The sequence below is a fragment of the Paraburkholderia strydomiana genome (genome assembly GCF_046030495.1).
Classification (GTDB): domain Bacteria; phylum Pseudomonadota; class Gammaproteobacteria; order Burkholderiales; family Burkholderiaceae; genus Paraburkholderia; species Paraburkholderia strydomiana_A.
In genome coordinates, this window is sequence record NZ_JAQQCJ010000010.1 from 1 (window position 1) to 24,831 (window position 24,831).

The window sequence follows — 24,831 nt, forward strand, 5'->3', positions numbered from 1 at the left end:
CTTAGGCTGCATGGCAGCAGCCTGACTTTTGTTCCGCTACGAGTTCGAGGTCAAGGGAAATCCAGAAGAATCGTCTCCCCTGCCGGACTCTCATGTCCTTTTAGAACCTCGTAGCCAAGCCGGCCATGACCCCAAACTGACTCTTGCCATAGTTCGGATTGCTGCTGGACGCGCTGCCATTGATTGGGTCGTTATTGAGGTTCGCTCCGTACAGGCCACTATCCAGGCCCAAATTAGAGGTTGAGCTGTTTCGCAGATACGCCAGTTCGGTGTACAGCAGTGTTCGCTTGGAGAGCGAATAGTTTGCACCGAGCGTGTACAGCGTTGCGTTGCCATTGCCATTGTTCGCGTTGGCATGGTAAACAGCGCCGGTAATTGCAAGCGCAGGTGTCGTCTGCCATATCGCGCCAATCCATTCATGATTGACGTTTGTCGGGAGGCTCGCTCCCGCAGGCAACGCGGACGGAGTAGCCGTGCCGAAGTATCCGGCATTGGATGCATCGGGAGCGCTGAGGTGTTGATACCCGAGATAGGCGGTCACGGAACCGACTGTGTAAGTCAAGCCAGTGAGAATAGATCGGGACGTCAGATAAACGTTGCTGAAATTGCCGTCAGGATCGCGGATCTCGTCGTACGTCGCTTGCCAGAATAGCCCTCGATTTATGTACGACAGTTTGATGCCATCGGAGCGACCTTGAGCACTTCCAAGTCCACTTGAAGTTCCCAGCTGACCGGGCGCGCTGCCGGGATCGCCAGCGTTCCACGTGGACGAGTTGGTCAGGTCATACTGACCTTGCAGCGTGAAGCCGAAGATCGTCGGCGACAGATACTCCACACCGTTCGCAGCCTGAGAGAAGATGCGCCCTCGCACGAGGGTCCCTATTGAATACCTTTTGGTCTGCTGCGGGTCGACATCGCCCGAATACTGGCTGATTTCGGCCGAGCCCATGTTTCCCAGCTTGACCTGCCCCCATGTATCGTTCTGCAGACCCACTGTCGCTTGTCCTTCGAAGAAGCTGCCGTTTGCGAAGCTTCCGTTCATCGTATTTAGCCGAGACTCCAACTGGAATATCGCGTGTGTGCCGCCGCCGAGGTCCTCGGCGCCTTTGAGACCGAATCTCGATTGCGCCCAGCCTCCACTTTGCGTCCCGAATACGTTCCCCTTCGGCTGATTCGTCTCGTACACGACACCGTTATCCACGATGCCATATAACGTGACACTGCTCTGAGCTGAGGCTGTTGCAGCCGCCGGCAATATGAACACGCTGAATAGAAGCTTCTTCATCGTCATCTCCATTAATATAGTTGTACTACTTGAATTGCATGTGATCGAGCGCGTTCTACTTCTTCATTAGCCCGCAATTTTCTGAACCTGCCATGCCCAACCATCTTCCATCTTTCATCGAGCGCTATCAGGCTGCATGACGTGGAGCCGCGCAGACGCTCGCATGAAAGCAAATGAGATTTGGAATCGGGGAAACAAAAGTCAGGTAATGAGGAGTTCGATAATTTCTCCGGGGACGTCTCCTGAACTGCGCGGGTGTATTTTTGCCGGAGTGTATATTCCCCATTCCCTCAAACAAAGAGCAGGAGGGGGAATCTCTTTCATGAAATCAGGGAAAATGCGGCTTAAAGCGAGCGTGCGAGCGTCTTCCAGCGTTACGTTCGGTCCCCTCCTCGCGGTTAACCCCTGTATCCCTGTCGATGTCTCGTCGACTATGGTTCAATCGTTCGGACACGAAAAGACACGCTAATCCCAGGAACTGAGCGCATCTTGTCCGTGAGCACTCTCACCTCGCCTTACGCATTGATACGGAGATACGCATGAATACCACACAACTGCGCGCTTTTGCTGTGTCAGCAGGCATGGCTCTGGGTCTCCTCTCCCTTTCGTTTTCACCGACTCATGCGGCGACAATCGATACCGGCGCTAGCGATGACGCTATGTCAAAGCAGGAATCGAAGGCAAAAAAAAAGGCCGATCACAAAGCACATCGCGCAAAAAAGAATGCTGAGCTGAGCACACTGGAAAAGAACGGATATAACCCGGCAGGCAATCAAACAAACTATCCACAAAATCTGCAGGACGCTCAACAGAAAGCGGCCGGTCAGAAGCCTACCAACGCGCCTGCGGTCGCTCCTTGACGATTTACGAATACTGATTCGCGCGTACCAGGCCAGGAACGGCGCGGGTCGTCCAGCCGATAGAACAAAGGGCGTTTTCGGGAACGGGGAGCGCCGAACAGCGACCGGTGGCACATCGCATCCGACGCGCGCCCGGATTCACAAGGCAGTAGCGTATCCCTGCCTCGATGCGAGGAGATACCATCGAAGGTAAGGGAGACGCTGCGACGTGTTCAATGCATTGCCGCGCAGGCGTCATCCATGCTCGACGCCAAGCAGACGCGCGTCCGGCCGCCGCGCGAGCGCCGCGCCGCCTTCGCTCATTATTACCCGCCATAGTCCGGTCGGTCGGCAGGAGGTCTGGAGGACCAGCGCGCGCCAACGCCCATGGTGATGCTCCGTCGGCTGCCCAGATCACTTCGAAACCGTTCAGACGAAGAACGGTCGACCACGCCGCAGCGCTCAATTCGTCATCCCCAGCCTGGAGGATCACTGGGCCCCGCTCAAGCGGTGTCACGGAAGATTCTGTCGGCCAATACGTTTCTGCGGCCGCAAGCTTCGAACCAGGACTGCGATCGCTCTCTGGGGGACGCCCCGGAGACTCAATCTTATTTTTCGCGGCAATAGTGACGTATATTCAAATTTTGACCGACCGCAGCGACCCTCTCGACGAACGCTCGAACTACGGCGGCGATAGTCTCAAAATGGCCGGTTGTATCCCCTGACTTATGCCGCCACAAAGCTGTCGTTGGCGCAGGGAAAATGGTTGCGACTGGCAGTCGTACGGCGAAAGGGTTGAAGAACAGCCACTCGCATCGTACCGATCGGCTCAGTTAGTTCGACGGCCTGGCGTTCTCAAGGTCCGCGCAGGAACTCGAGGTCGCCGTACCAGGCGCGTGTCGTAGCTCCGGTATTGTCGGTATCGGTCAGCAGCCCAAAGCCTGTTATCCGTCCTGGCGGCTCGTGAAAGACCCGCTCGTAGTCTTGTACGATATTGCGGCGCAGGCTTTGCCACTGGCCCGCATCGCCGGGCAGACCGGAGACCACGATCATCTGCACGCGGTCGGTGTGAGGGTTGGCGATGGCGGTGCCCGGCGCGGCGGTAGTCGGCTAGATATACATCAGCGTGGCATAGGGCAGCTCTTCGCCGCCCGAGGTCTCGATAAGGGTTTCACCCTTGACCACGAGCCAACTGAATCCAGGGCAATCGGATCGTCAACAACTCGATCCGCAGCAGCGCCAACGCGCCCGCAAAGTGCTGTTATGGCGATAAGGACTGCCTTCATCGGCTTCTATAGCACGAATGCGGTGATGGGACTCTGGATCAGTGCGACCGGATACAAGAAACACGTCGCCCCCTTACATACGCGCCCGCAATGCGTTCGGCTCGCCCGAGGGCACCGCCTCCAGGAAGCCATGTCCCATCTCCCGCTCGAAGCTCGACGGACTTCCCTCCCAGATGATGCGCGCGTGTTCGAGCACATACACGCGGTCTGCGTGCGGCAGCGCGAATTTGACGTTCTGCTCGCCAAGCAGAACGGTGATCGACATGGACTTCTGCATCGCGTCCAGCGCCTTCGACAACTGCTCCAGGATCACGGGTGCAAGACCGAGTGTGGGCTCGTCGAGAATGAGCAACCTGGGCTGCATCATCAGTGCGCGGCAATTGCGAGCATCTGCTGCTCGCCGCCGGACAGCGTCCTTGCGGTCTGGTTCTGGCGCGACTTGAGAATCGGAAAGAGATCGAACAGCCACGCGAGATGGTCCGCGCGAATGTTGTCGGCGAGATGATAGCCGCCCAGGTCCAGGTTCTCACGAACGGTCATGGCGAGCACCCGTAATCCTGGCTAAATGGCCCCAGCAGTTAGGGCGCGCTTTGACTCATCACAGCCGGTGGTGAGGCTTTCCGCTCTGACGGCTCTTCTGCGGGCTCGTTGACCTTCGGCGCCCATTTGCGGCGCATCAACACGACCGTGCTCGTCGCGCCAAGTAGCAGGAACATGAAAATGGCCATCATCGGCAACGTGTAACTATGGCTCACATGCAGGAGCCAACCCGAGAGACTCGCGGACACGCCGCCAGCGAGGCTCGTTGCCACCTGCTGCAAACCTGTATTCAGACCGACGGCCTGCTTCGGAATCAGCGTGAGCTTGACGAGCGCGAGGTTGTTCGTCGTCACGAGGCCTACCAGCGTCAACGAAAGCACATTCCAGAACAGCGCCATCCGAACCGATGGCGCATAAGCGCCGAACAACACTGTCATGCCGCCAATGAAGCCGACCACCATGAATGACTTGCGGACCACGACGGCGTCGTAACCGCGGGCGATGAGCCGGTCCGCCAGCCATCCGCTGAGCGCTGCCGTCACAGCGACGCCACAGAAGCTGAAAGCCGTATAGAACCCCGACTGCTTCAGCGACAGCCCTCGTTGTTCGACGAGGTAAGCCGGCATCCACGTCATGCAATAGAACGCGAAATAGGCGTAGCAGAAATTGGTCATCAGCCCGCCCCAAACCACGGGGCTCGCAAGCAGGTTACGAAGCGGCACCGATGCTGCCCGCTTCTTTCTGGTCGCCAGTTCGTTCGAATCCGGAAAGTCACTGCGCACCATCAGCAGCCACGGCAGCAACCACACGAGTCCCGCGACGCCGGTCACGATGAACATGACTTTCCAGGAGGTGCCCGCGATTAGCCAGGCGGCAAGCGGTGCGCCAAGCGCCGGGCCCATCTTCCCGCCGACCGAATAAATGCCGAGCGCCGTGCCTTTTTGAGTTTCCTCGAAGCGGTTGGCGATATAGCGATAAGTAGCAGGAACGACCACCGCTTCCGCTGCGCCAATCAGCACCCGCACGAGGATCAACGCGGAAAGAGTCGTCGCAATGCCAGTCGCCGCGGCCGCGATGCACCACAGCAGGAAGCAGATTGCATAGGGCCATTTGACGCCATATCGATCGACCAGCCATCCCATCGGCAATTGCAGCAGCCCGTAGGCCCAGAATACGGAAGATCCGAGCCAGCCACGCTGAACATGGGTGAGCGCGAAATCGTTCACGAAATGATGATCGGCAAGCGCGGCCGACATGCTCGTGCGGTCCATGAACGCGATCATCAAGCCACAGGCGAGCAGGAAGACGACGCCCCATCGGCTCTCAGGGCGTACTGCTCTCCGGATTGTCTCCATTACTTCGTCTCCGATTGGTTGCTTTTTTAATTTTCAATGCAAGGGGCTTTGCGCCTTTAGCCGGGCTTTCACCCGGCGTCATGGGCTTACGAGGCTTTCATTTACCCCAGGCTTCCGGTCACATCGTCGAATAGCTCATCCACCGACAGACGGTGTGGAATGATCTTCTGTTCGAGCGCCCAGTCTATAGCGAGTTGAATACCTTTGCGGTTTGCTTCCAGTCCAAACGGCGGAAACACGGCCGGCACGCCCTCGCCCAACGCGCGACTTTCTACAATCATCCGGTACAACTCGCGAACGATATCTGGTCTTTTCTTCGAAAGATCGGCGTGAACGACGAACATGTGATTGATCGGCACCACGCCCTCGCGCGCAAACCAGTCCTTCGCGGCGGTCTGGGCATCGGGTACCAGCGTGTTTATGCGCGGATCCTTCGGCATGTCGTCGCCAAGCAGCGCGGCGGTAAGTTCACCCGTCAGCATCATCTGCGGGATCGACGAGCCTTTGGGCAGGCGCTGACAATTCAACGGGTCCGTGTACTCGGCGAGATGACCTTCGCCGAGCGTCATCCACGTGACCTTGTCCAGATCCACGCCATATTCGTGGCGCAAAATGCCGCGAATCCACAGGCCCGTCGTCTGTGCATAAGTGCGCACGCCGACCCGCTTGCCTTCGATATCCTTCGGGTCGAGATGGCCGAATTCGCCGTTATAACCCGCGCAGTGATGCTGGAAACGTCCCGAGATCGGCGCGGGAAGCAGCACATAGGGCTTGCCGTAGGCCTTCGCCTGCAAATACGTGACGATCGCAAGCTCACCCGCATCGAAAGCGTTCTCGCGCACCATCGGCTTGAAGCCGTCGTGCGCGCGCGTTGGGCCGCAGTAATCGAGATTGGCGAGGCCGGACGTCACGCGTCCCTCCTTCATCGCCTTCGTCGCCGCGTAGTCGGCGAGATTGACGCGCAGCGTCGGCAGTTCCGTTTGAATCGTTGCCATCGTGTAGTTCCTCGTGCTTCGTTCGATCAGTAACCGGCAGATTCGCGCGTCAGACCCACGACGCCGTAACTGCGCGTGGGGGCCGACATCAGAAAGCGATAGCCCTCGTCGAGCAGCCGCTGATAGTTCCTCGTTGTCACATGCGGATGGCCGACCACGACGCCGTGCTTTTTGCACGTTTCAACGATCTTGCGCATCGCGTCAAGCACCTCGGGATGCTCGTACTGGCGCGGCACGCCGAGTTGCTGGCTCAGATCGCCTTCGCCGATGAGGATAAAGCCGATGCCCGGCACATTCGCGAGGATGTCGTCCAGATTCTCGATAGCCTCGGTGCTTTCGCACATCAGTCCGACGAGAATCTCGCCCTGCGGTGCGAGCGGCCATACATCGGCTTTGGCGTAGTACTCCGCGGTGCTCACACCCCAGTAGCGCGCCGCCGCAGCGGGTCCGTCGCCGCGCAGGCCCTTGGGTTCATAGAGCGGTGCGTTCTTCGGCCGCGCATAACGGCACGACGCCACCGCGTTATAAGCCTGCTCGATCGTCCAAACGTGCGGCCACACCACCCCATAGCAGCCGCGATCCAGCACCTGCTTGGCAAATGCCTGATTCAGCTCGGCGCCATTGGACGGAATGCGCGCGACAGGCGTCACGCGCGGAGCAATCGAGGCAGCCATCGCGATTTCCGCGCGGTTCAGCATATATTGCAGCGCATCGCCAAGCGCGCCCACGTCGTACGGGTTGTGCTCCATTTCGAAGACGATGCCGTCATACGGCGCGTCGCTCATCTCACTGGCGGTTTGCTTGTCGAGCCTGGAGAAAGCGGTCAAGGCCGGCTTGCCGGATTCGAATGCACGGATGATGCCGTTCAGGCGGGTGTCACTCATGGGTTCTTGTCCTGTCTGATGTCGTTTCTGCATCCGGTTCCCTCAAGCGAGCGCCGGATACAACTCCTGAGCCGTCCTGCCAAATATCCATGCGCGGTCTTCCTCGTTCACGTTTTGCAGACCTGCCTGAGCCGCCGCAAGAATCTCGGTCAGCGTGCCCTTCGAACTCGGGAAATTCGAGCCCCAGGCCAGACGCTTCGCACCAAAGGTTTCGATCAGCTTCGGGAAGAAGGTTTCCGCACTCGCATCGCCTTTCTGCATATCGTCGAAGATGCGCGGGGTGAGCTTCATATAGATGTTTTGCAGCGCAGCCAGATCGAACAGGCTTTGCGCCTTCGCATACGGCGCGCCGTCGGTGACATCGGGGCGACCGAGGTGATCGAGAATGATCTTCACGGTCGGAAAGCGCTTCGCGAGGTCGGCTACCTGAGGCAGACCGATCGGGCCCGTCTGAATGCACATCGGCAGATTCAGTTCCGCACACATTTCCCAGGCGGGATAAGCGCGGGCGTCTTCGAGTTCGCCCGGATCGAATGCCTTCGTGCTGCCGCCGGTGAAGAGCCGCAGACCCGCGAGGCCACGCCCGACGCAGGCACGGATGGTTGCCGGTGCATCGGGCAGCGTTACATCGACGGAACCCACCGCGACGAGACGAGCCGAATATTCGGCGCAAGCATCGAGGACATAGCTGTTGTCGAAGCCGTAGGTGGTCGACGAATGCACGACGGCGGCTTTCGCCACGCCTGCCTCGTCCATTGCGGCGATCAACGACTCGACGGTCGACGGACGCTCCTTCGACCAGTCGGAACGCTTGCCGCCCAGCGGTGCTACGGGATAACGCGTCACGTCGTCGGAAATGATGTGCGGATGAATATCAACGATTGAAGCCATGGATCACTCTATTTTGTTCGGTTTGTTTGATGTCCGACGCCGCGCTTACTTGCCGGCCGCCTTGAGGTGCGCGTCGAGACGTGGATACACGCGCCGCGCGTTGCCTTCGTAGATCTGATAGCGATCCTCGTCCGACAATGCCGCGCACGCGTCGACATAACGCCTGGTGTCGTCGAAGTACTCGCCAGTAGCAGGGTCCTTGCCGCGCACGGCACCGATCATTTCCGAGCCGAACAGCACGTTGCGCGTGGGAATGACCTTCGTCAGCAATTCCACGCCCGGCTGGTGATACACGCACGAGTCGAAGAAGATGTTGTCGAGCAGACCTTCGAGCGGACGTTCGCGCATCTCGAGCGACATGCCGCGATAGCGTCCCCAGTGATACGGCACGGCGCCGCCGCCGTGCGGAATCACGAAGCGCAGCGTCGGAAAGTCCTTGAATAGATCGCCTTGCAGCAATTGCATGAATACCGAAGTATCCGCGTTCAGGTAATGCGCGCCGGTGCCGTGGAAACATGGATTGCATGACGCGGCGACGTGAATCATCGCGGGCACGTCGAGATCGACGAGCGCTTCGTAGAGCGGATACCACGTGCGATCGGTCATCGGCTTGCCGGTCCAGTAGCCGCCGCTCGGATCCGGATTCAGGTTGCAGCCGACGAAACCCAGCTGCTCCACACAACGGCGCAGTTCCGGAATCGAATTGCGCGGATCCGCGCCCGGCGACTGGGGCAACTGACACACGGGCGCGAAGTTCTCCGGATACAGTTCGGTCACGCGATAGACGATGTCGTTCGACATCTCCGACCATTCGAGGCTCGTGCGCTCGTTGCCCAGGTGATGGCTCATCAGGCCCGCGATCGGCGAAAACAGCGTGAGGTCACTGCCGCGTTCACGTTGCAGCTTGAGTTGGCCGTTCTCGATGGCGTCGCGCAGCTGGTCGTCGCTGACAGACGCGGCGGCGCGCGGCGGCGCGTTGGCGGGATCGTCTGCGGCGGCGACCTGTCTCGCGCGCCAGTCGCGGAATGAAGCGGGTACGGTCGTGAAGTGGCCGTGGCAATCGATGATCATGTCGTCTCCGTTCAGTTCGCAAGCGGGTCGACGAACAACTCGGCGATCGACATGCGACGCGGCGTGAGCCGTTGCTTGAATGCGGTCGCTTCCAGCGCTTCGATGGTCTTGACGTTTTCCTCGATTCCGTACGGCAGCGGATCGTGCCCGACGATCTTGCGAAGCTCGAGGTACTTCTTGTCGCTGGCGTTCGTCGCATCGCTGGTGTTCAGGCCCGCGAGCCACGCTTGCTTGGCTTTGTCGAACGCGTCATAAAGCGACTTCGCGATCCACGGATGCTCGGCAAGGACCGAATCCTTGACCACGATGGTGCCGTGCATCGGATAGACACCGGTGCGCTGGTAATAGTCGGCTTCGAGCTCGGTCGCGTTCGGCAACAGATCCGGATAATCGGCCTCGACTTCCTGCCATCCGCCGGTCGGATTGCCGGTGCGGCCGATACCCGCGTTCGCAGCGAAGCCTGCCGCCAGTTCACCGGAGGCCATCATGTCGGCGAGCGACGTTCCTTTCGGCGCGTGGATCACGTTCGACGGAAGCTTGAGTTGCGTGACGTGTTCCTCGTCATCGACGACCCACGTGACTTTCGACGAATCGAGACCGAACTCGTCGATCAGCGCCTGGCGCGTCCACACCCCCGTAGTGACCGAATAGGCGCGCACCCCGACCTTCTTGCCTTCGAGATCGCTGGGCGTCTTGATCCCCGCGTCGGGACGCACGAGCAGGCCACCGTGATGGAAGCGCCGCATCACGAAGATGGGCAACGCAACGAACGGCGCGCCATGCGCACGGGCGATGATGTACGTCGTCGGCGCCAGTTCGCACACGTCGAACTCGACATCGCGAACCATGCGGCGAAATGCGCCGATCTGCGGCTTGACGGTGATGATTTCTGCATCGACCCCTTCGATGGGGATCGAGCCGTTTCGAATGGCCGATGTATGCGGATATTCGGCAACTGCAATCTTGAGCGGGACTTTCTTGGTCAACGGCGTCTCCTGTCGAGTGCGAATGAAGATCCGGGACCGGCCGGTGATCATTTGCGACGGCGGCTTGTCGAGCCGTGTGCTTGGCGCGGCGATCCGGTGAGGAGATCATCGGGTAGCGCGTGTTTCCCGTCTATTGAAAAAACCCATGGGTGCGTTAACCAAACGGTAAAGCGTCGCGCGTGCGTGCATCATCGAGCAACGCGGCTCCCGACCCTGAACGCGAGCACTTCAACGGTACGAAGCGACGGGGCTCAGTGAAGGGTTTCTCGATGCGCCAGCGGCGTGAACAAGCGGCGCCACAGGATGCTGATGAAGATGGTCGAGCATCCGTCAGCCACGACCGAGCCGATGACGCCAAAGGCCGCCGCCGTCACACCCGATTCGAGCTCGCCCAGTTGATTGCTCGCCCCGACAAACAGCGTGTTGACTGCCGAGACCCGACCGCGCATGTGGTCGGGCGTTTCCAGCTGCACGAGCGTCTGACGCACGATCACACTGACCGTATCGGCGCCGCCCGCAATCGCCAATAAAAGGAGTGAGAGCGGAAACCAGCGCGAAAGCCCGAATGCGACGATACAAGCGCCGTAGATGCCGACTGCGGTCAACAGCTTCTTGCCTACTCCACGCTGGATCGCGCTGCGCGAACGAATCAATCCGACGCATAACGCGCCGGCGGCAGGCGCCGAGCGCAGCAAGCCGAGGCCTTGGGGCCCGACATGAAGGATCTCTTTTGCGTAAATCGGAAGGAGCGCCGTGGCGCCACCGAACAGCACGGCGAACAGATCCAGCAGATGCCGCCGAGCACCAGCGGATTGCTCCAGACGAAGCGAATGCCCGCGAGCATCGTTGCGAGCGTCACCGGCTCGCGTGCCGGAGGAGCCACGTATTCATAGCGGATGAGCAAGCACATCCCGGCGCTCAACGCGAAGAGCACCCCGCACGTTTCGTACAGCCGGCTCACGCCAAGCGCAAACAGCATGCCGCCCAATGCGGGACCCGCAATGACCGATACCTGCTGTCCTGCGGTACTGAGTGCCATTGCCTGCGTCAGCACAGCAGGCGGCACGAGCATCGGCAGCAATGCCTGCTGCCCTGACATCTGAAATGGGCGAATCGCGCCGAGCAGAAGCGAAAGCCCTAGCAGGACATCACAGTTCACGACATGCTGGCCTGTCGCGACCGCGAGAGACGCCGCAACGGCTGCCTGTGCAGCCAGACACAGCGACACCAACCTCCCTCGATGCACGCGATCGGCACAATGTCCGGCGACAAATGTCGTCATCAACGACGGCACGAACTGAAAAAGCCCGACGAGGCCGAGATACCATGCGCTGCCGGTCAGGTCGTACATCTGCCAGCTGATCGCCAGTAGCAGCATCTGCTGACCTGCGATGGAGCACACACGGGCGATCAGAAAACGCCTGAACGACACGTGACGGATCGCTGTGTTCATCGCTTCTTCCAATGTTGGGCGTCGCGCGCTGCTGGGGTTCGCTCGTGTATCGGTCTCACGCTTCACTCCCGTTGTGTGAACGGTGTGCTGATGCGTTGTAGATGGCCATCGACGCATGCTGCAAGCCAACCGTGCTATGTACGAGACAGGCCATCGGTTTGCCCGCGACTTTCGCGTACCCATGAGCGATCGCCGCGGACGCCTCCTCGTGGGTGCAGACGATCGGTTGCGGATGCGCGTTACCAGCGTAGTTCACGATCGACTCGTGGATGCCGCACAACGTCGAACCCGGCATCGTCGATACATACTAGATACCCGCGACTCGTAACAGATCCACCATGAAATCCGAACCGGGATTGCCAATGTGCGCGGTGTCCGCCGCGGGTGCCTCGTCGAGCGACGGCGCTCGCGTCCCGGCCGCTGCGAGCGCGGGCGACGGCTTGCTGGACGCAGGCCGCGCCACAGCCGCCTGCGCGGATGACGTCGCGGCGGTCGCTGGTTTCGCAAGCGCCGCGGCCGTGCCGGTGATGAGCGCTTCCTTCAGGAAGGCGCGTCGGCCTGTCATGCCGCTTCTCCTTTTATGTCGTTATTCGATGGCCGGCAGGCGTCCTTCGCACGGCGGCTCTCGCCGTCGCGGTGTGGTGTTCGATCGGACATGCCGTGTGAAACGCGCGAGGCTGACCGCCCGCGCACCAGCGGCCAGGCGCCGTCATGTCGGTTTTTGTGCGGGCGTCAGAGCCTGACTTCGATGAGTCGTGGTCCGGGTTCGCGCACCGAGTCCGTCATCGTCTTGTAAAACGCCTGGGCGGTATCGACGGCGACCGCAGGCACGCCCATGCTTTTCGCCATGGAAAGCCAGTCGATACGCGGACGGTCGATATCGATCATCGACAGCGCGCGTCCACTCGGTGCGCCAGCGCCCATGTTCGCGTACTCGGCCTTGAGAATGGCGTAGCTGTTGTTAGCGAAAATGATCGTCGTGATGTTCAGGTTCTCGCGCGCCTGGGTCCAGAGCGATTGAATCGTGTACATCGCGCTGCCGTCGCCGACCATGCAGAACACGCGCCGATCGGGGCACGCGAGCGCGGCGCCCGTCGCCACCGGCGTGCCGTAGCCGATCGAGCCGCCCATGTTGTTGATGCAGTCGTGTGGCGCGGCGCCCGCCGTGATGCTCATCGTTTCGCGTCCCGTGGTGAGCGATTCATCGACGAGAATGCAGTGCTCCGGCAATGCGGCAGCCAGCGCCTGCGCGATGCTCGCGGGCGTGAGCCCGCCGCTCGGCGGCGCCATGTTCGAGCGTGGTTGAAGCACGGCCTGCGTGCTCGTCGCGCCAAGCGCCTGAACCAGCATGTCGAGGGCCGCCGTGCCGTCTTCGCCGATTTCCGCAAGCGGATGCACGAGCGTGCAGGGCGCTTTCAACAGACTAGGTTTGTCAGGGTAGCTGAAGAAGGCGATCGGCTCGGTCGTCTCGACTGTGACGATGTGTTTGAACGCTTTCAGATAGTCGAGCGCGGCGTCCACCGCGTAGGGAATGCGTTCGAGCGCGACACGTCCCGCACCGCGCTCGCTGCGCGCACAAAAGAACTGCGTCGCGAGACGACATCCGGTTGCCGCTTTCAGCTTACCCGCGAGTTCGAGTGCGCGGCCGCGCGTCGCACGCCCCGCGAGCACGAGAAGCGTCGGCTCGCCCGAATGCAGCACCTTCGCAATCGATTCGACGCGTGCCGCATCCGGCTGCTTCACCTCGGCTCTGACGCGCGGCGGGGCGACGTACTCGCCCCCGTCCTGCCACGAGGTATCGCCCGGCAGCACGAGCGTCGCGATACGCCCCGGATATTCGTTTGCCTTGCCCACGGCCATCGCCACGTCCCACGCCACCGCTCGAGACGATTCGACCCGCCGCACCCAATGGCTCAGCGGGCGTGCCAGTCCTTCGATATCGGACGTGAGCGGCGCGTCATGTTTCAGATGCGACGACGAATGCTCGCCGACGACATTGATCATGCCCGACGACGCGCGCTTCGCGTTATGAATGTTCGCGAGGCCGTTGGCTAGTCCCGGTCCGAGATGCAGCAAGGTGGACGCGGGCGCGTCCGTCATACGGTAATAGCCATCGGCCGCGCCCGTGCATACGCCCTCAAAAAGGCACAGCACGCTGCGCATGCGCGGATTGTCGAGTGCCTTCAGAAAGTGCATCTCTGAAGTTCCCGGATTCGCAAAGCAGATATCGACGCCCTGCGCAGTCAGCGTGCGCACGAGGCTTTCAGCTCCGTTCATGTCCTGATTTCCTGTCATTCGATCATGCGCTGCTCAGTGCAGCGGAATGCCTGCCTGCCCGATGACACGTTGCCATCTCGCCGTGTCGTCATCGACAAGCTTGCTCATGTGTTGCGGCGTGCTCGATTGCGCGACCGCGCCGAGCATCCGCATCTTCTGCTGCACGTCGGGATCGGCGAGCACCGCCTGGGTTAACGCAGCGAGCCGCTGCACGACGGCCTCGTCTGTCTTCGCGGGCACGCTCAGGCCGCTCCACGATGTCGCATCGAAGCCCGCGAGGCCGCTTTCCGCGAGCGTGGGCACCTGCGGCAAGCCGGCGAAGCGCTGCGCCGATGTCACGGCAAGCGCGCGCACCACGCCGGCGCGTACCTGCCCCAGCACCGACGGAATCAGTTCGACCGCCGCCTGCACGTCCTTGCCGCGCAATGCCGTTGTCACTTCACTCGTGGTCTGAAACGGCACTATTTGCATGTCGACGCCGGCGCGCGCCTTGATGAGATCGGCAACGAGGTTCTGCGTACTGCCCGTCGACACGGTCGCGACGTTCAGCTTGCCGGGATGCGATTTCGCATACGCGACGAGATCAGCAACGCTCCTGAATGGCGAGCTTTGATCGACCAGCACCACGAGACTGAAAAACGCGACGGTCGACACCTGACGAAAATCACTCATCCGATACGGCAGATTGCGAAACAGCACGGAGGATATCGCCACTCCGTTGCCGCCGAGAAAGACCGTGTAGCCATCGGCACGCGAATGCGCGACCACCGTCGCAGAGTTCGCGAAACCCGCGCCGGGGCGGTTCAGCACGATCACGGGTTGGCCGGAACGTTGGGTCATCTTCTGCGCGAACACGCGCGTGGTGAGATCGCCCGCGCCACCCGGCGCGTACGGCACGACGATCGTTACCGCGCGCTGCGGATAGTCGTCTGCATGCGCCGCACCCGCGAACCCGATGCACAGCGCAACCAGCATGGCGCGACAATGTCCCATGCGCTTATGCACCGGGCGTGCGCGTGACATCGCTGAACAATTCGTCCACGCTCAACCGGCGATCGATCAGGTTCTGCCGGTAGCAATAGTCGATCGCCACTTCGAGATTGCGCCGGTTCGCTTCCAGCCCGAACGCGGGTTCCTTTTTGCCGCCCTTCTCCGCCGCGAGGCGCCGGCTCTGCTCCAGCAGGCTGAACACTTCGCGCACCGCTTCGGGATGACGCTCGAGAAAGTCCTGCCGCGCGACGATCATATGATTGATCTGGATCGCCTGATTGCGGTCATGCCACGCGGCGGCTTCCGACAACGGATCGGGAAACAGTGTATGGATACGCGGGTCGGCCTTCACACCGTCGCCTACGATGGCCGCGTCGACCTCCCCCGCGAGCAGCATCTGCAGGAGTTCCTTGTCGTTGTCGGCGCGATGGACGTTGGGCGGGTCGACGAACTCGGCGACATGCGGCTCTTCGAACGTCACCCACTGCACCTTCCCGAGATCGAGACCGAAGTCGGCTTGCAAGATGCCGCGAACCCAGGTCGCCGTCGTCACCGAATATGAACGCAGGCCGATGCGCTTGCCGTTCAGATCGCGCGGCGACAGCGGCCCGCGTTCCGCGTTATAGACGATGTACGGATGCTGAAAACGTCCGATGATCACTGCCGGCAGCAATACGAGCGGCTTGCCGTGCGCCTTCGCCATCAGGAACGTGATGATGGCGAGTTCGGCCATGTCGAACTCGAGGTCGCGCACGGCTCGCTTGAACGCGTTGTTGGGGCGCGCAACCTTCGCAAAATCGAGCTCGACGATGTCAGATCGCAGCGTGCCGTCGACGAGTGCCTGAGTGCTCGGATACGTGCCGAGCAGCATGTGCAGCGGAATCGGATGGGATGCGGTCACGAAGCGGCTCCTGTCAGACGAGGCTCGGATAGAGTTGTGTGGCGGTGCGATTGAAGATCCACTCCTTGTCATCTTCCGACAGCCATTCGACGGCCTGCATGTTGTCGGCAAGAATCTCCTTGAGCGATCCGGGCGAGGCCGGAAAATTCGATCCCCAGGCGATGCGCCTGGCCCCGAACGTCTCCACCACGCGCGGGAAAAATGTTTCGGGCGAGGCACTGCCCGCACGCGCGTGACGAATGATCACGCTGCTCAGTTTCAGATAAATGTTGTCGTGCTTCGCAAGCGCGAAGAGCGGTTCGGCGTCCGCGTACGGCGGGCCGTCTTCGAGCGCCGGACTCATCAGGTGATCGATCACGATCCGTACGGTCGGAAAGCGCTCAATCAACGTGTTCAGTTGCGGGATGCCCTGAATGCGCGCCTGCACGCATACGGGCAGATCCAGTTCGGCGGCGCACTCCCAGCCCGCGAACGAGCGAGGATCGGCGAGCCAGTCGCCTTGTCCCTGCATCGTGCTGCCCGCCGTGAACAGACGCAGTCCCGTCATGCCGCGGCTGACCCAGTGGCGGATCCTGCTCTGCGCATCGGTTGCGAGCATGTCCACCGAGCACACGCCGGTGAATCGATCGGGATGCGCCGCGACGGCATCCGCGCAATACGAGTTGTCGAAGCCATAGCACGTCGACGAATGCACGATGGCCGCCTTCGCGACGCCTGCCTCGTCCATCGCGGCAAGCAGTTGCCCGTACGACGTCGGGCGCTCCAGCGACCAGACCGATTGCTTGCCGCCTAGCGGATTGCGCGGATATCGCTTCTCGTCGGTCGAGATGACATGCGGATGAATGTCGATCACTCGAGTCGGCATACGTTGATCTCCTGATGACGTGGTGACACGACCGCGCTCGCCGGCTCGCATGCGCGGACCTCATGCCGGTGCGCTGCGAGTCGGAGAGTCGGTTCCCGGTTGTCGGAAATGTGAATCGCGCCGCTATGGACGCTGAAGAAGCGCTGTAAAAGCGCTGTAAAAGCGCTGTAAAAGCGCGGAGGCTAACGCCGTGGCTGACTCAGGTCGCTCACGCCGAAAATGTCGATCAATACGGGCAACTGCTCGGGATAAGCATGAATGACGTTCTTCGCCACGCTCATCGCTACGCCGCACAGCGTGGCGGCGCGGCACCACGCGTTCGTCATCTGGATACGCATCCGCCTGTCTCCTGATCGTGTGGAACTGGGGCGCGTCATCGTCCCCGATCCTTTAAGCCATTGCCTTTGCGCTGTTTGCAAACTGCGCGAGGCCGATGGAGACATCATCGTGCTGCCCGAGATTTCCGTCTATTGAAATAAAGCACCGGCGCGTTAGCCTGCAGGTTAAGCCCCCAATGCCGATTCGGCGCGTAAAGAGGAAAGGCTGCAGGCGCTCAGCCGGCTTTTTCCGCCACCATCCAGCTACCGGATTCGCCCCTGTCCGTGATCGGCGGGCACACCTTCTCCAGACAGCGCAGCAGCAGCGTCGCACTTGGCGCGAGCGGCTTGTCGCCGCGCCACACCACGCCCATCGGGCGCGTGACGAGACTCAGATCGAGCGGCAGCACGTGTATCGGGCCGACATCCGTGCGGGGATACAGCATATCGACGGTGTGTAGCGCAATGGCGTCGTTGATCTGGATGTAGGCGCGGATCAGATGCGTCGACAAGGTCTCGATGTAATTCGATGGCATAGGCAGACCGTGGCGCGCCAGGGTGTTCTCGATCGGCTCGCGCAGCAGCGATCCCGACGGCGGCAGAATCCACGGAAATCCACTGAGGTCCGACCATTGCAGCTTCTTCTTGCCTGCGAGCGGGTGATGCACGGCCGTGACCAGCTTGACTGGTGTATCGAACAGCATGCGCTCCTGCAGACCAACGGTGTCCGCCTTGTTCGGCAGGCGGCCCACAATCATGTCGAGGTCGCCGCGCCGCAAATCCTGCAGCAGCGCGGTCATGCGGCCTTCGAGTATCAACACATTGGTGTGCGGCGCTTCCTGTTTCAGAAGCGCGAGCGCCCTCGGTATGAGGGTGGAGATCGGCGTCGGTAGCGCGCCGACATGGACCTTGCCGGCGCTGCCCGTCTGCAGCGCCTTGATTTCTTCAGCGGCCTGACTCAGGCTGCTCAGCACCGCGCGCGCGTGGCGCACCACGCACTCGCCGTAAGCGGTGGGCCGCAAGCCATTGACGGTGCGCTCGAAGAGCTTCACGCCCAGCGCGCTTTCGATTTCACCGAGCGCCTTGGATACCGCCGGTACGGTTACGTATGAATTCGACGCTACCTGCCGCAGGTTGCGGAAGTCGTAGACCGCGACGAGAAGGCGCAGATGACGCGCCTTCAGGTTGACGCTCAGATACCAATCCAGCTGACTCATAGTGTCTCCGGTGCGCACGCCGCGCATCGGACGATGCAGCGGACCAGCGCTATTCGTTCTGCGGGCGGCCTCCCGAACCTGTCGCCGCGTGATCGGGATACTGCGCGCGTTCGGCCGCGTGAGCTTCTTCCATCGTGGGTGGATGAGGGAGCAAGCCGGCGTGCCGGCGCGACCTGCGAAGCCTGATACCGCCACGCACCGCGAAATACGCCTGCGCTGCGATCAGCAGCAAGCATACGAACAAGAACGTCGCGCTGATCGGCCGCTCGACGAAAATGCGCAGGCTCCCATGCGATAACAACAGCGCACGCCGAAAGTTTTGCTCGACCATCGGCCCGAGCACGTACCCGAGCATGATCGGTGCAATCGGAAAGCGCAGTGCGATGAATACCGCGCCCATCAAGCCGAACACGAGCACCTCGCCCACCTCGAACAAGCTGTTGTTCGTGCTGTACACGCCCACCGCGATAAAGAATAACGCAGCCGGATAAAGGAAACGATAGGGAACTTGCAGTACGCGCACCCAAACCTGAATGAGCGGTACGTTCAGCAGCACCAGCAAAACGTTGCCGATCCAGAAGCTCGCGATCAAGCCCCAGAAAATATCCGGGTGATCCCCCAGCAACTGCGGCCCCGGCTGGATGCCCTGAATCAGAAGCGCGCCGAGCAGAAGCGCCATCACCGGATCGCCGGGAATGCCGAGGCTCATCGTCGGAATGAAGTCGATCTGCGTCTTCGCGTGCGAAGATGCTTCAGGGCTTGCCACACCTTCGAGCGCGCCGTGCCCGAAACACTCCGGGTGCTTCGCGATGCGCTTTTCCAGTGCATACGCGATGAAGGTCGTGATAGTCGGCCCGGTCCCCGGCATCGCGCCGAACAGCGTGCCCACCGCCGTACCGCGCACAATGGGCCAGAACGCCTGCTTCAGTTCCGCACCGCTCGGGCGCATGTCGCGCAAACGCAGTCTCGCGCCGCTGCCCACCACATGCATGCGATTCACGCTGCGCAGAAACTCTGCGACGCCGAACAGGCCGAGCGCGAGCGCGACGAGCTGCACGCCGTCCGCGAGTTCCGTAAAACCGAAGGTGAAGCGCACCGTGCCCGATGTCGAATCCGCACCGACCATGCCGAGCAGCAGGCCGACCACGGTCATCGATACACCTTTCACACGCGATCCGCTCGACATGGTGCCGCCCGCGAGCAGGCCGAGCAGCATGATCGAGAAGAGCTCGGTCGGACCGAACTTGAACGCGACACTCACGAGCAAGGGCGACGCGAACACCATCACTGCGATGCCGAATGACGCCGCAGCGAACGACGCCACCATCGTGATGCCGAGCGCTGTTCCGCCCTTGCCCTGCCGCGTGAGTGGATAACCGTCGATGCACGTCACCGCATGCGGCGGATGGCACGGCAGATTGAGCAAAATCGCGCCGATCGCCCCGCCATATTGCGAGCCATAGAAGATGCCTGCAAGCATCAGGATGGCCGGCACCGCGTGCATGGAATATGTCAACGGCAGCAGGATGGAGATCGCAGACAACGGCCCCATGCCGGGCAACACGCCGATCAGATTACCTGTCAGCACGCCGGCGAACGACCAGATGAAGTTATGCGGCTCCAGCGCCACGCCGAAGCCCTGCCACAGCGCGGAAAGCGACTCCCAGATCATCCATCACCCCCAAGTGAACAGAGGAAACTGTACTTGCAATGCCCACCAGAACACCACGACGCAGACGATCGACATCGCCACGGCCAGCACCAGAGCACTCAATAACGTGTTGTCGCGATCGCCGAGCGCCGAGATGAACACGACAGCGAAGGTTGCGGGCAGCAGTCCGCCGTATTTGCCGAGCACGACAAACGCGGCGACGCTCGCGAGAATGCAGAGCCAGCCGCGCCATTCCCGCGGGACGGGTTCTTCCTGCGGCGCGATTTCAGTGGCGCCATCCGCCGCGTGATGCGCCGTCGCTGCGATCCAGACGCCGAGCAGCGTCAGGACCACGCCCAGCGCGACAGGGAAAAAACCCGAACCCATCGCGGTGAGCGAGCCGAGCCCGTAGCTCGCGCCTTGCGCGATAGCGCCCGTGCCGATCAGCATCATCAGCGCACCACCGTAATATTCCCACCGGCGCGCGCCAGCGCCGTTTCCTTCGGTGCGAGTGTTCATGGCATGTTTCCTTGATGAACGGCTTCGTACGCCGCTTCAACCGAAACCCGCCACCGCATGAGGCACGTAAGGCTCCTCGAGCGCGGCGATCTCGTCGGCTGTCAGCGCAACATCGAGCGCCGCGACGGCATCCTGCAGATGCCGAAGCTTCGACGCGCCGACAATCGGCGTCGTTACTCCCGGCTTGTGTATCAGCCACGCGAGCGCGATCTGCGCATACGGCAGGCCGCGCGCCTCGGCCACTGCACCAAGCGCTTCGACCACGCTACGGTCCTGCTTCTTTGTCGCCGAATAGATTTTTTTCGAAAACAGATCGGTCTGGTCACGGATGGTGGCGGGCTCGTCTAGCCACGGACGCGCGAGCTTGCCGCGCGCGAGCGGACTCCACGGCATCACCGCTACGCCCTGATCCCAGCACAGCCCAAGCATCTCGCGCTCTTCCTCGCGGTAAAGGAGGTTAAGATGGTTCTGCATCGAGACGAAGGGCGTCCATGCATTCATCTTCGCCAGATAAAGCGCCTTGCTGAACTGCCACGCGAACATCGACGACGCACCGACATAGCGCACCTTTCCCGCCTTCACGATGTCATGCATCGCCTCGAGCGTTTCCTCGATGGGCGTCGCGTTGTCCCATCGATGCATCTGATAGAGATCGATATAGTCGGTACCGAGACGTTGGAGGCTTGCATCGACCTCGGTCATGATGGCCTTGCGCGACAGCCCGCGCCCGTTCGGATCGCCGCGCATCGGCCAGTAGACCTTCGTCGCGATCACGACCTCATCACGCCTCGCGAAAGCCTTCAGCATCTTGCCGACGATCGCTTCGCTCGTGCCCGCCGAATAGCTGTTGGCGGTGTCGAAGAAGTTGATCCCCGCTTCGAGCGCGGCTTGAAAAATGGGCCGCGCGTGTTCTTCATCGAGCGTCCATTCGTGCGTGCCTGATTGCGGATCGCCGAAGGTCATGCACCCAAGGCACAGCTTCGAAACCTGCAGGCCGGTCCGGCCGAAGTTCACATACTTCATCTGCCAGTACTCCTTCTTCAGATGCACTCCGCACCGTCAGAAACCGTGATTGATACCGACCGTGAGTGCGAGTTGATGCGGCTGCTGGGTCGCATTCAAGGCCTTGTTGGTGATGTATGAACCGGAGAATCTCGTGTAATCGCACTCCGCATAGAGCACGGTCTGCTTCGACAGCGAATACGCAATGCTTGCAAGTCCCTGGCTGCGCTTGCCGCTGGTATTCGGCAAGTCGGTGATGTAGTACGCCGCGCCGATACGCGTATACGGGTTCAGTTCGTAAGTCACGCCCCCCCAGTAGTTGAGCGTGCGCACGTCCTTATTCGGCTCGGCCGCGTTGACGTTATCGTTCATATAGCCGCCAGCGAAACGCAACGCACCGAACGTCAGCGCCGCGCCCACCGTGTAATAGTCGGCCGGCTGATACGTCGTGCCCGAGAGCACCGTGCGATAGATATACGCTCCGCCTACATTCACCGGTCCCATCTTGTATTGCAACCCCGCTCCGCGCGCAGAACCGGCGTTGAAATCTCCCGCCACACCGCCGAACGAATTCTCCGCACGCACCCGGAAGGGTCCATACGAGCCGGTGTATTTCGCGTCGTTATTGAAGCGTGTGCCGGCGGTCGCGGGCGTGAGAGGAATGATGCCGGGATATTGGAAGTTGAACGGGTCGTAATCGTAGACCACGTCATGAGCGATGGTGTATTGGCGGCCGAAATCGAGCGAACCGAACCAGCCGCCCACACCCACGTAGGCACCCCGGTTGAACAACACTCCGTTTGAGTTGTCGAGAGCGCCGTTGCCGAGATTGAAGCCGGTTTCCAGCTTGAAGTGAGCGTTGTAGCCCCCGCCCAGATCTTCCTCTCCAACGAAGTCGAGCCGGTTCGACGTGAAGAACCCGTTCGAGTTCATCGAGTACTGACTGCCCTGTCCGGTGCGGGTATAGCGGATGCCTCCGTCGACTACGCCCGCCAGCGTGACTGAGGATTGCGCATGAGCCGCGCCTGCGATCTGGCAGGCGGCCAGTAATACCGATAATTTTTTTATCATTGGATGTCTTCGATAAGTAGCGGATTGACACTTCCCGTGCTGGCCGCTTACGGCGTATGCCGTACAACCCGGCCGGCCGGGGTCGCCTGTCAGTCGTGCAGCATGGCGACCTCCGCCCCTGACTCGCCGGTCCGATCTGTTTCTCTTTTGCTTCGTTGCATGACTGTCTCCAGATAGCGCCCTGTCTCAAGGCTTCTTTTATGCGGGCATGTGCGCCCTTCACCGCTTCGCCGAGCGGTCGGTTCTGCTGTGAAATCTTTCTCCGTGGCTTCCCGCATCCCGTCACTTCGCAAGCGGATCAGCCAGTAGTTCTGCCCACCGCACGGTGTTCCGTGCAGTCCACCTTCCTGCTATGAGTGCTCGATCAACGCCGCGCTCCCGGGTCGATTCGGTTCGGTTCGATACCGGGGCGGCGGGGATCGCCGACGATCGCGGCGATCGGTGTCCATGGCGGACGAATCGATGAATTCGCCTCAGAACTTCATTGACGCGGAATGCCTGCCCTGTCGATGACGACCTTCCACTTGTCCTGATCCTTCTGCACGCGTTGCGTCATTTCGGCGGGCGTGCTCGAATGCGCCTCCGCGCCGAGGTCGAGGAGTTTCTTCTGTACGTCGGGAGCGGAAACAGCATCGGCGATGTGCTTCGCAAGCGCGTCAACGATGGCATCCGGCGTTCCGGCGGGTACGCTCAGACCGTTCCACGACGTCGCTTCGTAGCCTTTGAGTCCGCTCTCGCCGAGCGTCGGCACATCGGGAAGACCCGCGAAGCGCTTCTCACCGGTCGCGGCCAACGCGATCAGCGACTTCGACGCGATCTGTCCAATCACGGAGGGCATGATCTCGAACGCGGCCTGAATTTCGCCCCCACGTAGTGCGGTGACGACTTGGCTCGTCGAGTCGTAGGGAACGATTTGCGCATCGATGCCCGCCATCGACTTGAACAGATCCGCCGCGAGGTTCTGCGTGCTGCCCGTTGCGATGGTGCCGATATTGACCCTGCCGGGATGCGCCTTCGCATAGGCGATCAAATCAGCAACGGTCCTGAAATGCGACTGGCCATTTGCGAGCAGCACGAGATCGAACGAGGAAATAGACGACACGTGCTTGAAATCACTCATCGTGTACGGGAGGCGCTTGAATAGCTGCGTCGCTACGGCGGTACCCCCACCGAGCAGAAAAATCGTGTAGCCGTCCGGTTTTGCGTGCGCGACCATGGTCGCCGAATTCACGAAGCCCGCGCCCGGCCGGTTGAGAATGATGACGGACGCCTTGGTCTGCTGCGTCATCTTCTGCGCGAAGACGCGTGCGGTGAGGTCGCCCGCGCCGCCTGGACCATAAGGCACCACGATCGTGACGGTGCGGCTTGGATAATCCTGCGCAGCATGACCGGAGAGGCTTGAAAACAGGCACAACGCAGCAATGAACCGCCACAGACAGCGAGCTAACTCGCGAGGCATGTCGTCTCCTTGTGTGCGGCTGTGAACGCCACATCGTTATGCTGGTTCCGGAAGACGTAGACTCGCGCGCGGCTTGCATCGATTCGTCTGCGGCTTTCGATGCTTGCATCGTCTCACCGCGACATGACCAGGTCCATTGAATAAAATCGACGGCGCGTTAACCTCCCGGTAAAGATACACGCCGAATTTGATGCGAGAAGTGGACACGGTCCACCCATGCCAGGTAAGCAACTCAATAGCCAACCGAAGCCCAGACTATGACCGCCCGGCAAGGCGAGTTATTCGGAGAGCACCCCACCATTATCGAAGCACGGCGGCTCATTACCCGTATCGCGCAAAGCCAGGTCCAGAGCGTGCTCATTTACGGGGGAGACCGGCACCGGTCAAGGGCTGGTGGCGCGCATGCTCCACCAGCAGCCGCATCGCGCCCAGCAGACTTTCATCGATCTGAATTGCGCCGCCATACCTGCGGCGCCGCGGAGAAGAAGAGCGGCCTGATCGAGGCGGCGAACGCGGGTACCGTCTTTCTCGACGAAATCCGCGAGATGGACCTCGTGCTTCAGGCGAAGCTGCTCAGCCTGCTCGACACCACACGCTTTCGCCGCGTGGGCGCCGTGGAGCCCATCGAGGTGGCCGTGCGCTTCGTTGCGGCTACCAACAAGATCCTGTTCAACGAAGTCAAGAATGGCGAATCATAGTTCCGGGCTCACCGATTTTGATTTCGTAACCGAAGCCTGTGGTCAAGTAGCCTTACGGCTAAGTAACCAGAGTCTCGCTCGATGGCTTAGACGAGGCCGCGAACCCACGCGAAGATGTCCTTTGAGGCCCGCGAGAATCGCGTATAGGCCGTGCCCAAGATCTGTGAGGCGACGACGACACGCTGACCCCGGTCCGATATGCGCCGGCGGCGCCAACCACGGCTGCCAAGGCCCCCATTTGCACCATGAGATCGAGGCTGCGTTTGTAGTCGGACACTC

General features: G+C 61.1%; 22 protein-coding genes and 3 pseudogenes. 3 read left to right on the top strand and 22 right to left on the bottom strand.

Features of this window, described 5'->3' with window-relative positions; genetic code table 11:
* Positions 1-100: 100 nt before the first annotated feature.
* Positions 101-1,285 carry a porin gene (locus PQQ53_RS14955; protein ID WP_408324631.1) on the bottom strand — a complete coding sequence of 395 codons (1,185 nt, stop codon included), beginning with the start codon at positions 1,283-1,285 and terminating at the stop codon, positions 101-103.
* A gap of 539 nt (positions 1,286-1,824) precedes the next feature.
* Between PQQ53_RS14955 and PQQ53_RS14960 the strand changes: the two genes are divergently transcribed.
* Entirely contained in the window at positions 1,825-2,145 is a 321-nt protein-coding gene (locus tag PQQ53_RS14960) for a hypothetical protein (protein WP_408324633.1), read from the top strand.
* An 834-nt stretch (positions 2,146-2,979) separates the two neighbouring features.
* On the opposite strand, the pseudogene PQQ53_RS14965 reads toward PQQ53_RS14960, so the two are convergent.
* The 15 genes and pseudogenes from PQQ53_RS14965 to PQQ53_RS15035 form a co-directional block, all read right to left on the bottom strand.
* A pseudogene (locus tag PQQ53_RS14965) lies at positions 2,980-3,276 on the bottom strand (DUF3047 domain-containing protein); the annotation flags it as partial.
* 207 nt (positions 3,277-3,483) lie between these two features.
* Positions 3,484-3,950 (bottom strand): annotated as a pseudogene (locus PQQ53_RS14970) (ATP-binding cassette domain-containing protein); the annotation flags it as partial.
* A 38-nt stretch (positions 3,951-3,988) separates the two neighbouring features.
* Positions 3,989-5,305 (bottom strand): MFS transporter, encoded by a 1,317-nt coding sequence (locus PQQ53_RS14975; protein WP_408324634.1) that lies wholly within the window; start codon positions 5,303-5,305, stop codon positions 3,989-3,991.
* Positions 5,306-5,406: 101 nt separating this feature from the next.
* Entirely contained in the window at positions 5,407-6,300 is an 894-nt protein-coding gene (locus tag PQQ53_RS14980; RefSeq protein ID WP_408324636.1) for a phosphate ABC transporter substrate-binding protein, read from the bottom strand.
* 26 nt (positions 6,301-6,326) lie between these two features.
* Complete coding sequence (locus tag PQQ53_RS14985) at positions 6,327-7,184, bottom strand: HpcH/HpaI aldolase family protein (protein ID WP_408324637.1); 858 nt, start codon at positions 7,182-7,184, stop codon at positions 6,327-6,329.
* Between the two features lie 42 nt (positions 7,185-7,226).
* A complete protein-coding gene (locus PQQ53_RS14990) occupies positions 7,227-8,075 on the bottom strand; it encodes an amidohydrolase family protein (protein WP_408144518.1) in 849 nt (282 codons plus the stop codon).
* Between the two features lie 45 nt (positions 8,076-8,120).
* Positions 8,121-9,146, bottom strand: a complete 1,026-nt coding sequence (locus PQQ53_RS14995; RefSeq protein ID WP_408324638.1) for an amidohydrolase family protein — start codon at positions 9,144-9,146, stop codon at positions 8,121-8,123.
* A gap of 11 nt (positions 9,147-9,157) precedes the next feature.
* Complete coding sequence (locus PQQ53_RS15000) at positions 9,158-10,132, bottom strand: ABC transporter substrate-binding protein (protein ID WP_408324640.1); 975 nt, start codon at positions 10,130-10,132, stop codon at positions 9,158-9,160.
* 251 nt (positions 10,133-10,383) lie between these two features.
* Positions 10,384-11,585: pseudogene (locus PQQ53_RS15005) on the bottom strand (MFS transporter).
* A gap of 55 nt (positions 11,586-11,640) precedes the next feature.
* Positions 11,641-11,880 (bottom strand): thiamine pyrophosphate-binding protein, encoded by a 240-nt coding sequence (locus PQQ53_RS15010; protein ID WP_408324642.1) that lies wholly within the window; start codon positions 11,878-11,880, stop codon positions 11,641-11,643.
* 12 nt (positions 11,881-11,892) lie between these two features.
* On the bottom strand, positions 11,893-12,150 hold the full coding sequence (locus PQQ53_RS15015) for a hypothetical protein (RefSeq protein WP_408324645.1): 258 nt from the start codon (positions 12,148-12,150) through the stop codon (positions 11,893-11,895).
* Positions 12,151-12,317: 167 nt separating this feature from the next.
* The gene (locus PQQ53_RS15020) at positions 12,318-13,862 is read right to left on the bottom strand and encodes an acetolactate synthase large subunit (RefSeq protein WP_408324647.1); all 1,545 of its coding nucleotides are present in this window, start codon (positions 13,860-13,862) and stop codon (positions 12,318-12,320) included.
* 33 nt (positions 13,863-13,895) lie between these two features.
* Positions 13,896-14,855, bottom strand: coding sequence for a Bug family tripartite tricarboxylate transporter substrate binding protein (locus tag PQQ53_RS15025; RefSeq protein WP_408324648.1), 960 nt, complete (start codon positions 14,853-14,855; stop codon positions 13,896-13,898).
* Between the two features lie 4 nt (positions 14,856-14,859).
* Positions 14,860-15,753: an ABC transporter substrate-binding protein gene (locus PQQ53_RS15030; RefSeq protein ID WP_408144532.1), complete on the bottom strand. Its 894-nt coding sequence runs from the start codon at positions 15,751-15,753 to the stop codon at positions 14,860-14,862.
* 13 nt (positions 15,754-15,766) lie between these two features.
* Positions 15,767-16,618 (bottom strand): amidohydrolase family protein, encoded by an 852-nt coding sequence (locus PQQ53_RS15035; protein ID WP_408144534.1) that lies wholly within the window; start codon positions 16,616-16,618, stop codon positions 15,767-15,769.
* A 258-nt stretch (positions 16,619-16,876) separates the two neighbouring features.
* Here PQQ53_RS15035 and PQQ53_RS15040 point away from each other — a divergent pair, with 258 nt between their 5' ends.
* On the top strand, positions 16,877-17,092 hold the full coding sequence (locus tag PQQ53_RS15040; RefSeq protein ID WP_408144536.1) for a hypothetical protein: 216 nt from the start codon (positions 16,877-16,879) through the stop codon (positions 17,090-17,092).
* Between the two features lie 79 nt (positions 17,093-17,171).
* Here PQQ53_RS15040 and PQQ53_RS15045 read toward each other — a convergent pair whose 3' ends face one another.
* The 6 genes from PQQ53_RS15045 to PQQ53_RS15070 all read right to left on the bottom strand — a co-directional run bounded on the left by PQQ53_RS15045 (position 17,172) and on the right by PQQ53_RS15070 (position 23,854).
* Positions 17,172-18,152, bottom strand: a complete 981-nt coding sequence (locus tag PQQ53_RS15045) for a LysR substrate-binding domain-containing protein (RefSeq protein WP_408144538.1) — start codon at positions 18,150-18,152, stop codon at positions 17,172-17,174.
* Between the two features lie 49 nt (positions 18,153-18,201).
* Positions 18,202-19,824 carry a tripartite tricarboxylate transporter permease gene (locus PQQ53_RS15050; RefSeq protein ID WP_408324650.1) on the bottom strand — a complete coding sequence of 541 codons (1,623 nt, stop codon included), beginning with the start codon at positions 19,822-19,824 and terminating at the stop codon, positions 18,202-18,204.
* A gap of 3 nt (positions 19,825-19,827) precedes the next feature.
* Entirely contained in the window at positions 19,828-20,322 is a 495-nt protein-coding gene (locus PQQ53_RS15055; RefSeq protein WP_408144542.1) for a tripartite tricarboxylate transporter TctB family protein, read from the bottom strand.
* Positions 20,323-20,358: 36 nt separating this feature from the next.
* A complete protein-coding gene (locus tag PQQ53_RS15060) occupies positions 20,359-21,345 on the bottom strand; it encodes an aldo/keto reductase (RefSeq protein ID WP_408324651.1) in 987 nt (328 codons plus the stop codon).
* Between the two features lie 36 nt (positions 21,346-21,381).
* Positions 21,382-22,395, bottom strand: a complete 1,014-nt coding sequence (locus PQQ53_RS15065; protein WP_408144546.1) for a porin — start codon at positions 22,393-22,395, stop codon at positions 21,382-21,384.
* A 481-nt stretch (positions 22,396-22,876) separates the two neighbouring features.
* Positions 22,877-23,854 (bottom strand): Bug family tripartite tricarboxylate transporter substrate binding protein, encoded by a 978-nt coding sequence (locus tag PQQ53_RS15070; RefSeq protein ID WP_408144548.1) that lies wholly within the window; start codon positions 23,852-23,854, stop codon positions 22,877-22,879.
* A 257-nt stretch (positions 23,855-24,111) separates the two neighbouring features.
* Here PQQ53_RS15070 and PQQ53_RS15075 point away from each other — a divergent pair, with 257 nt between their 5' ends.
* Positions 24,112-24,552, top strand: a complete 441-nt coding sequence (locus PQQ53_RS15075; RefSeq protein WP_459252109.1) for a sigma 54-interacting transcriptional regulator — start codon at positions 24,112-24,114, stop codon at positions 24,550-24,552.
* The last annotated feature ends 279 nt before the right edge of the window (positions 24,553-24,831 follow it).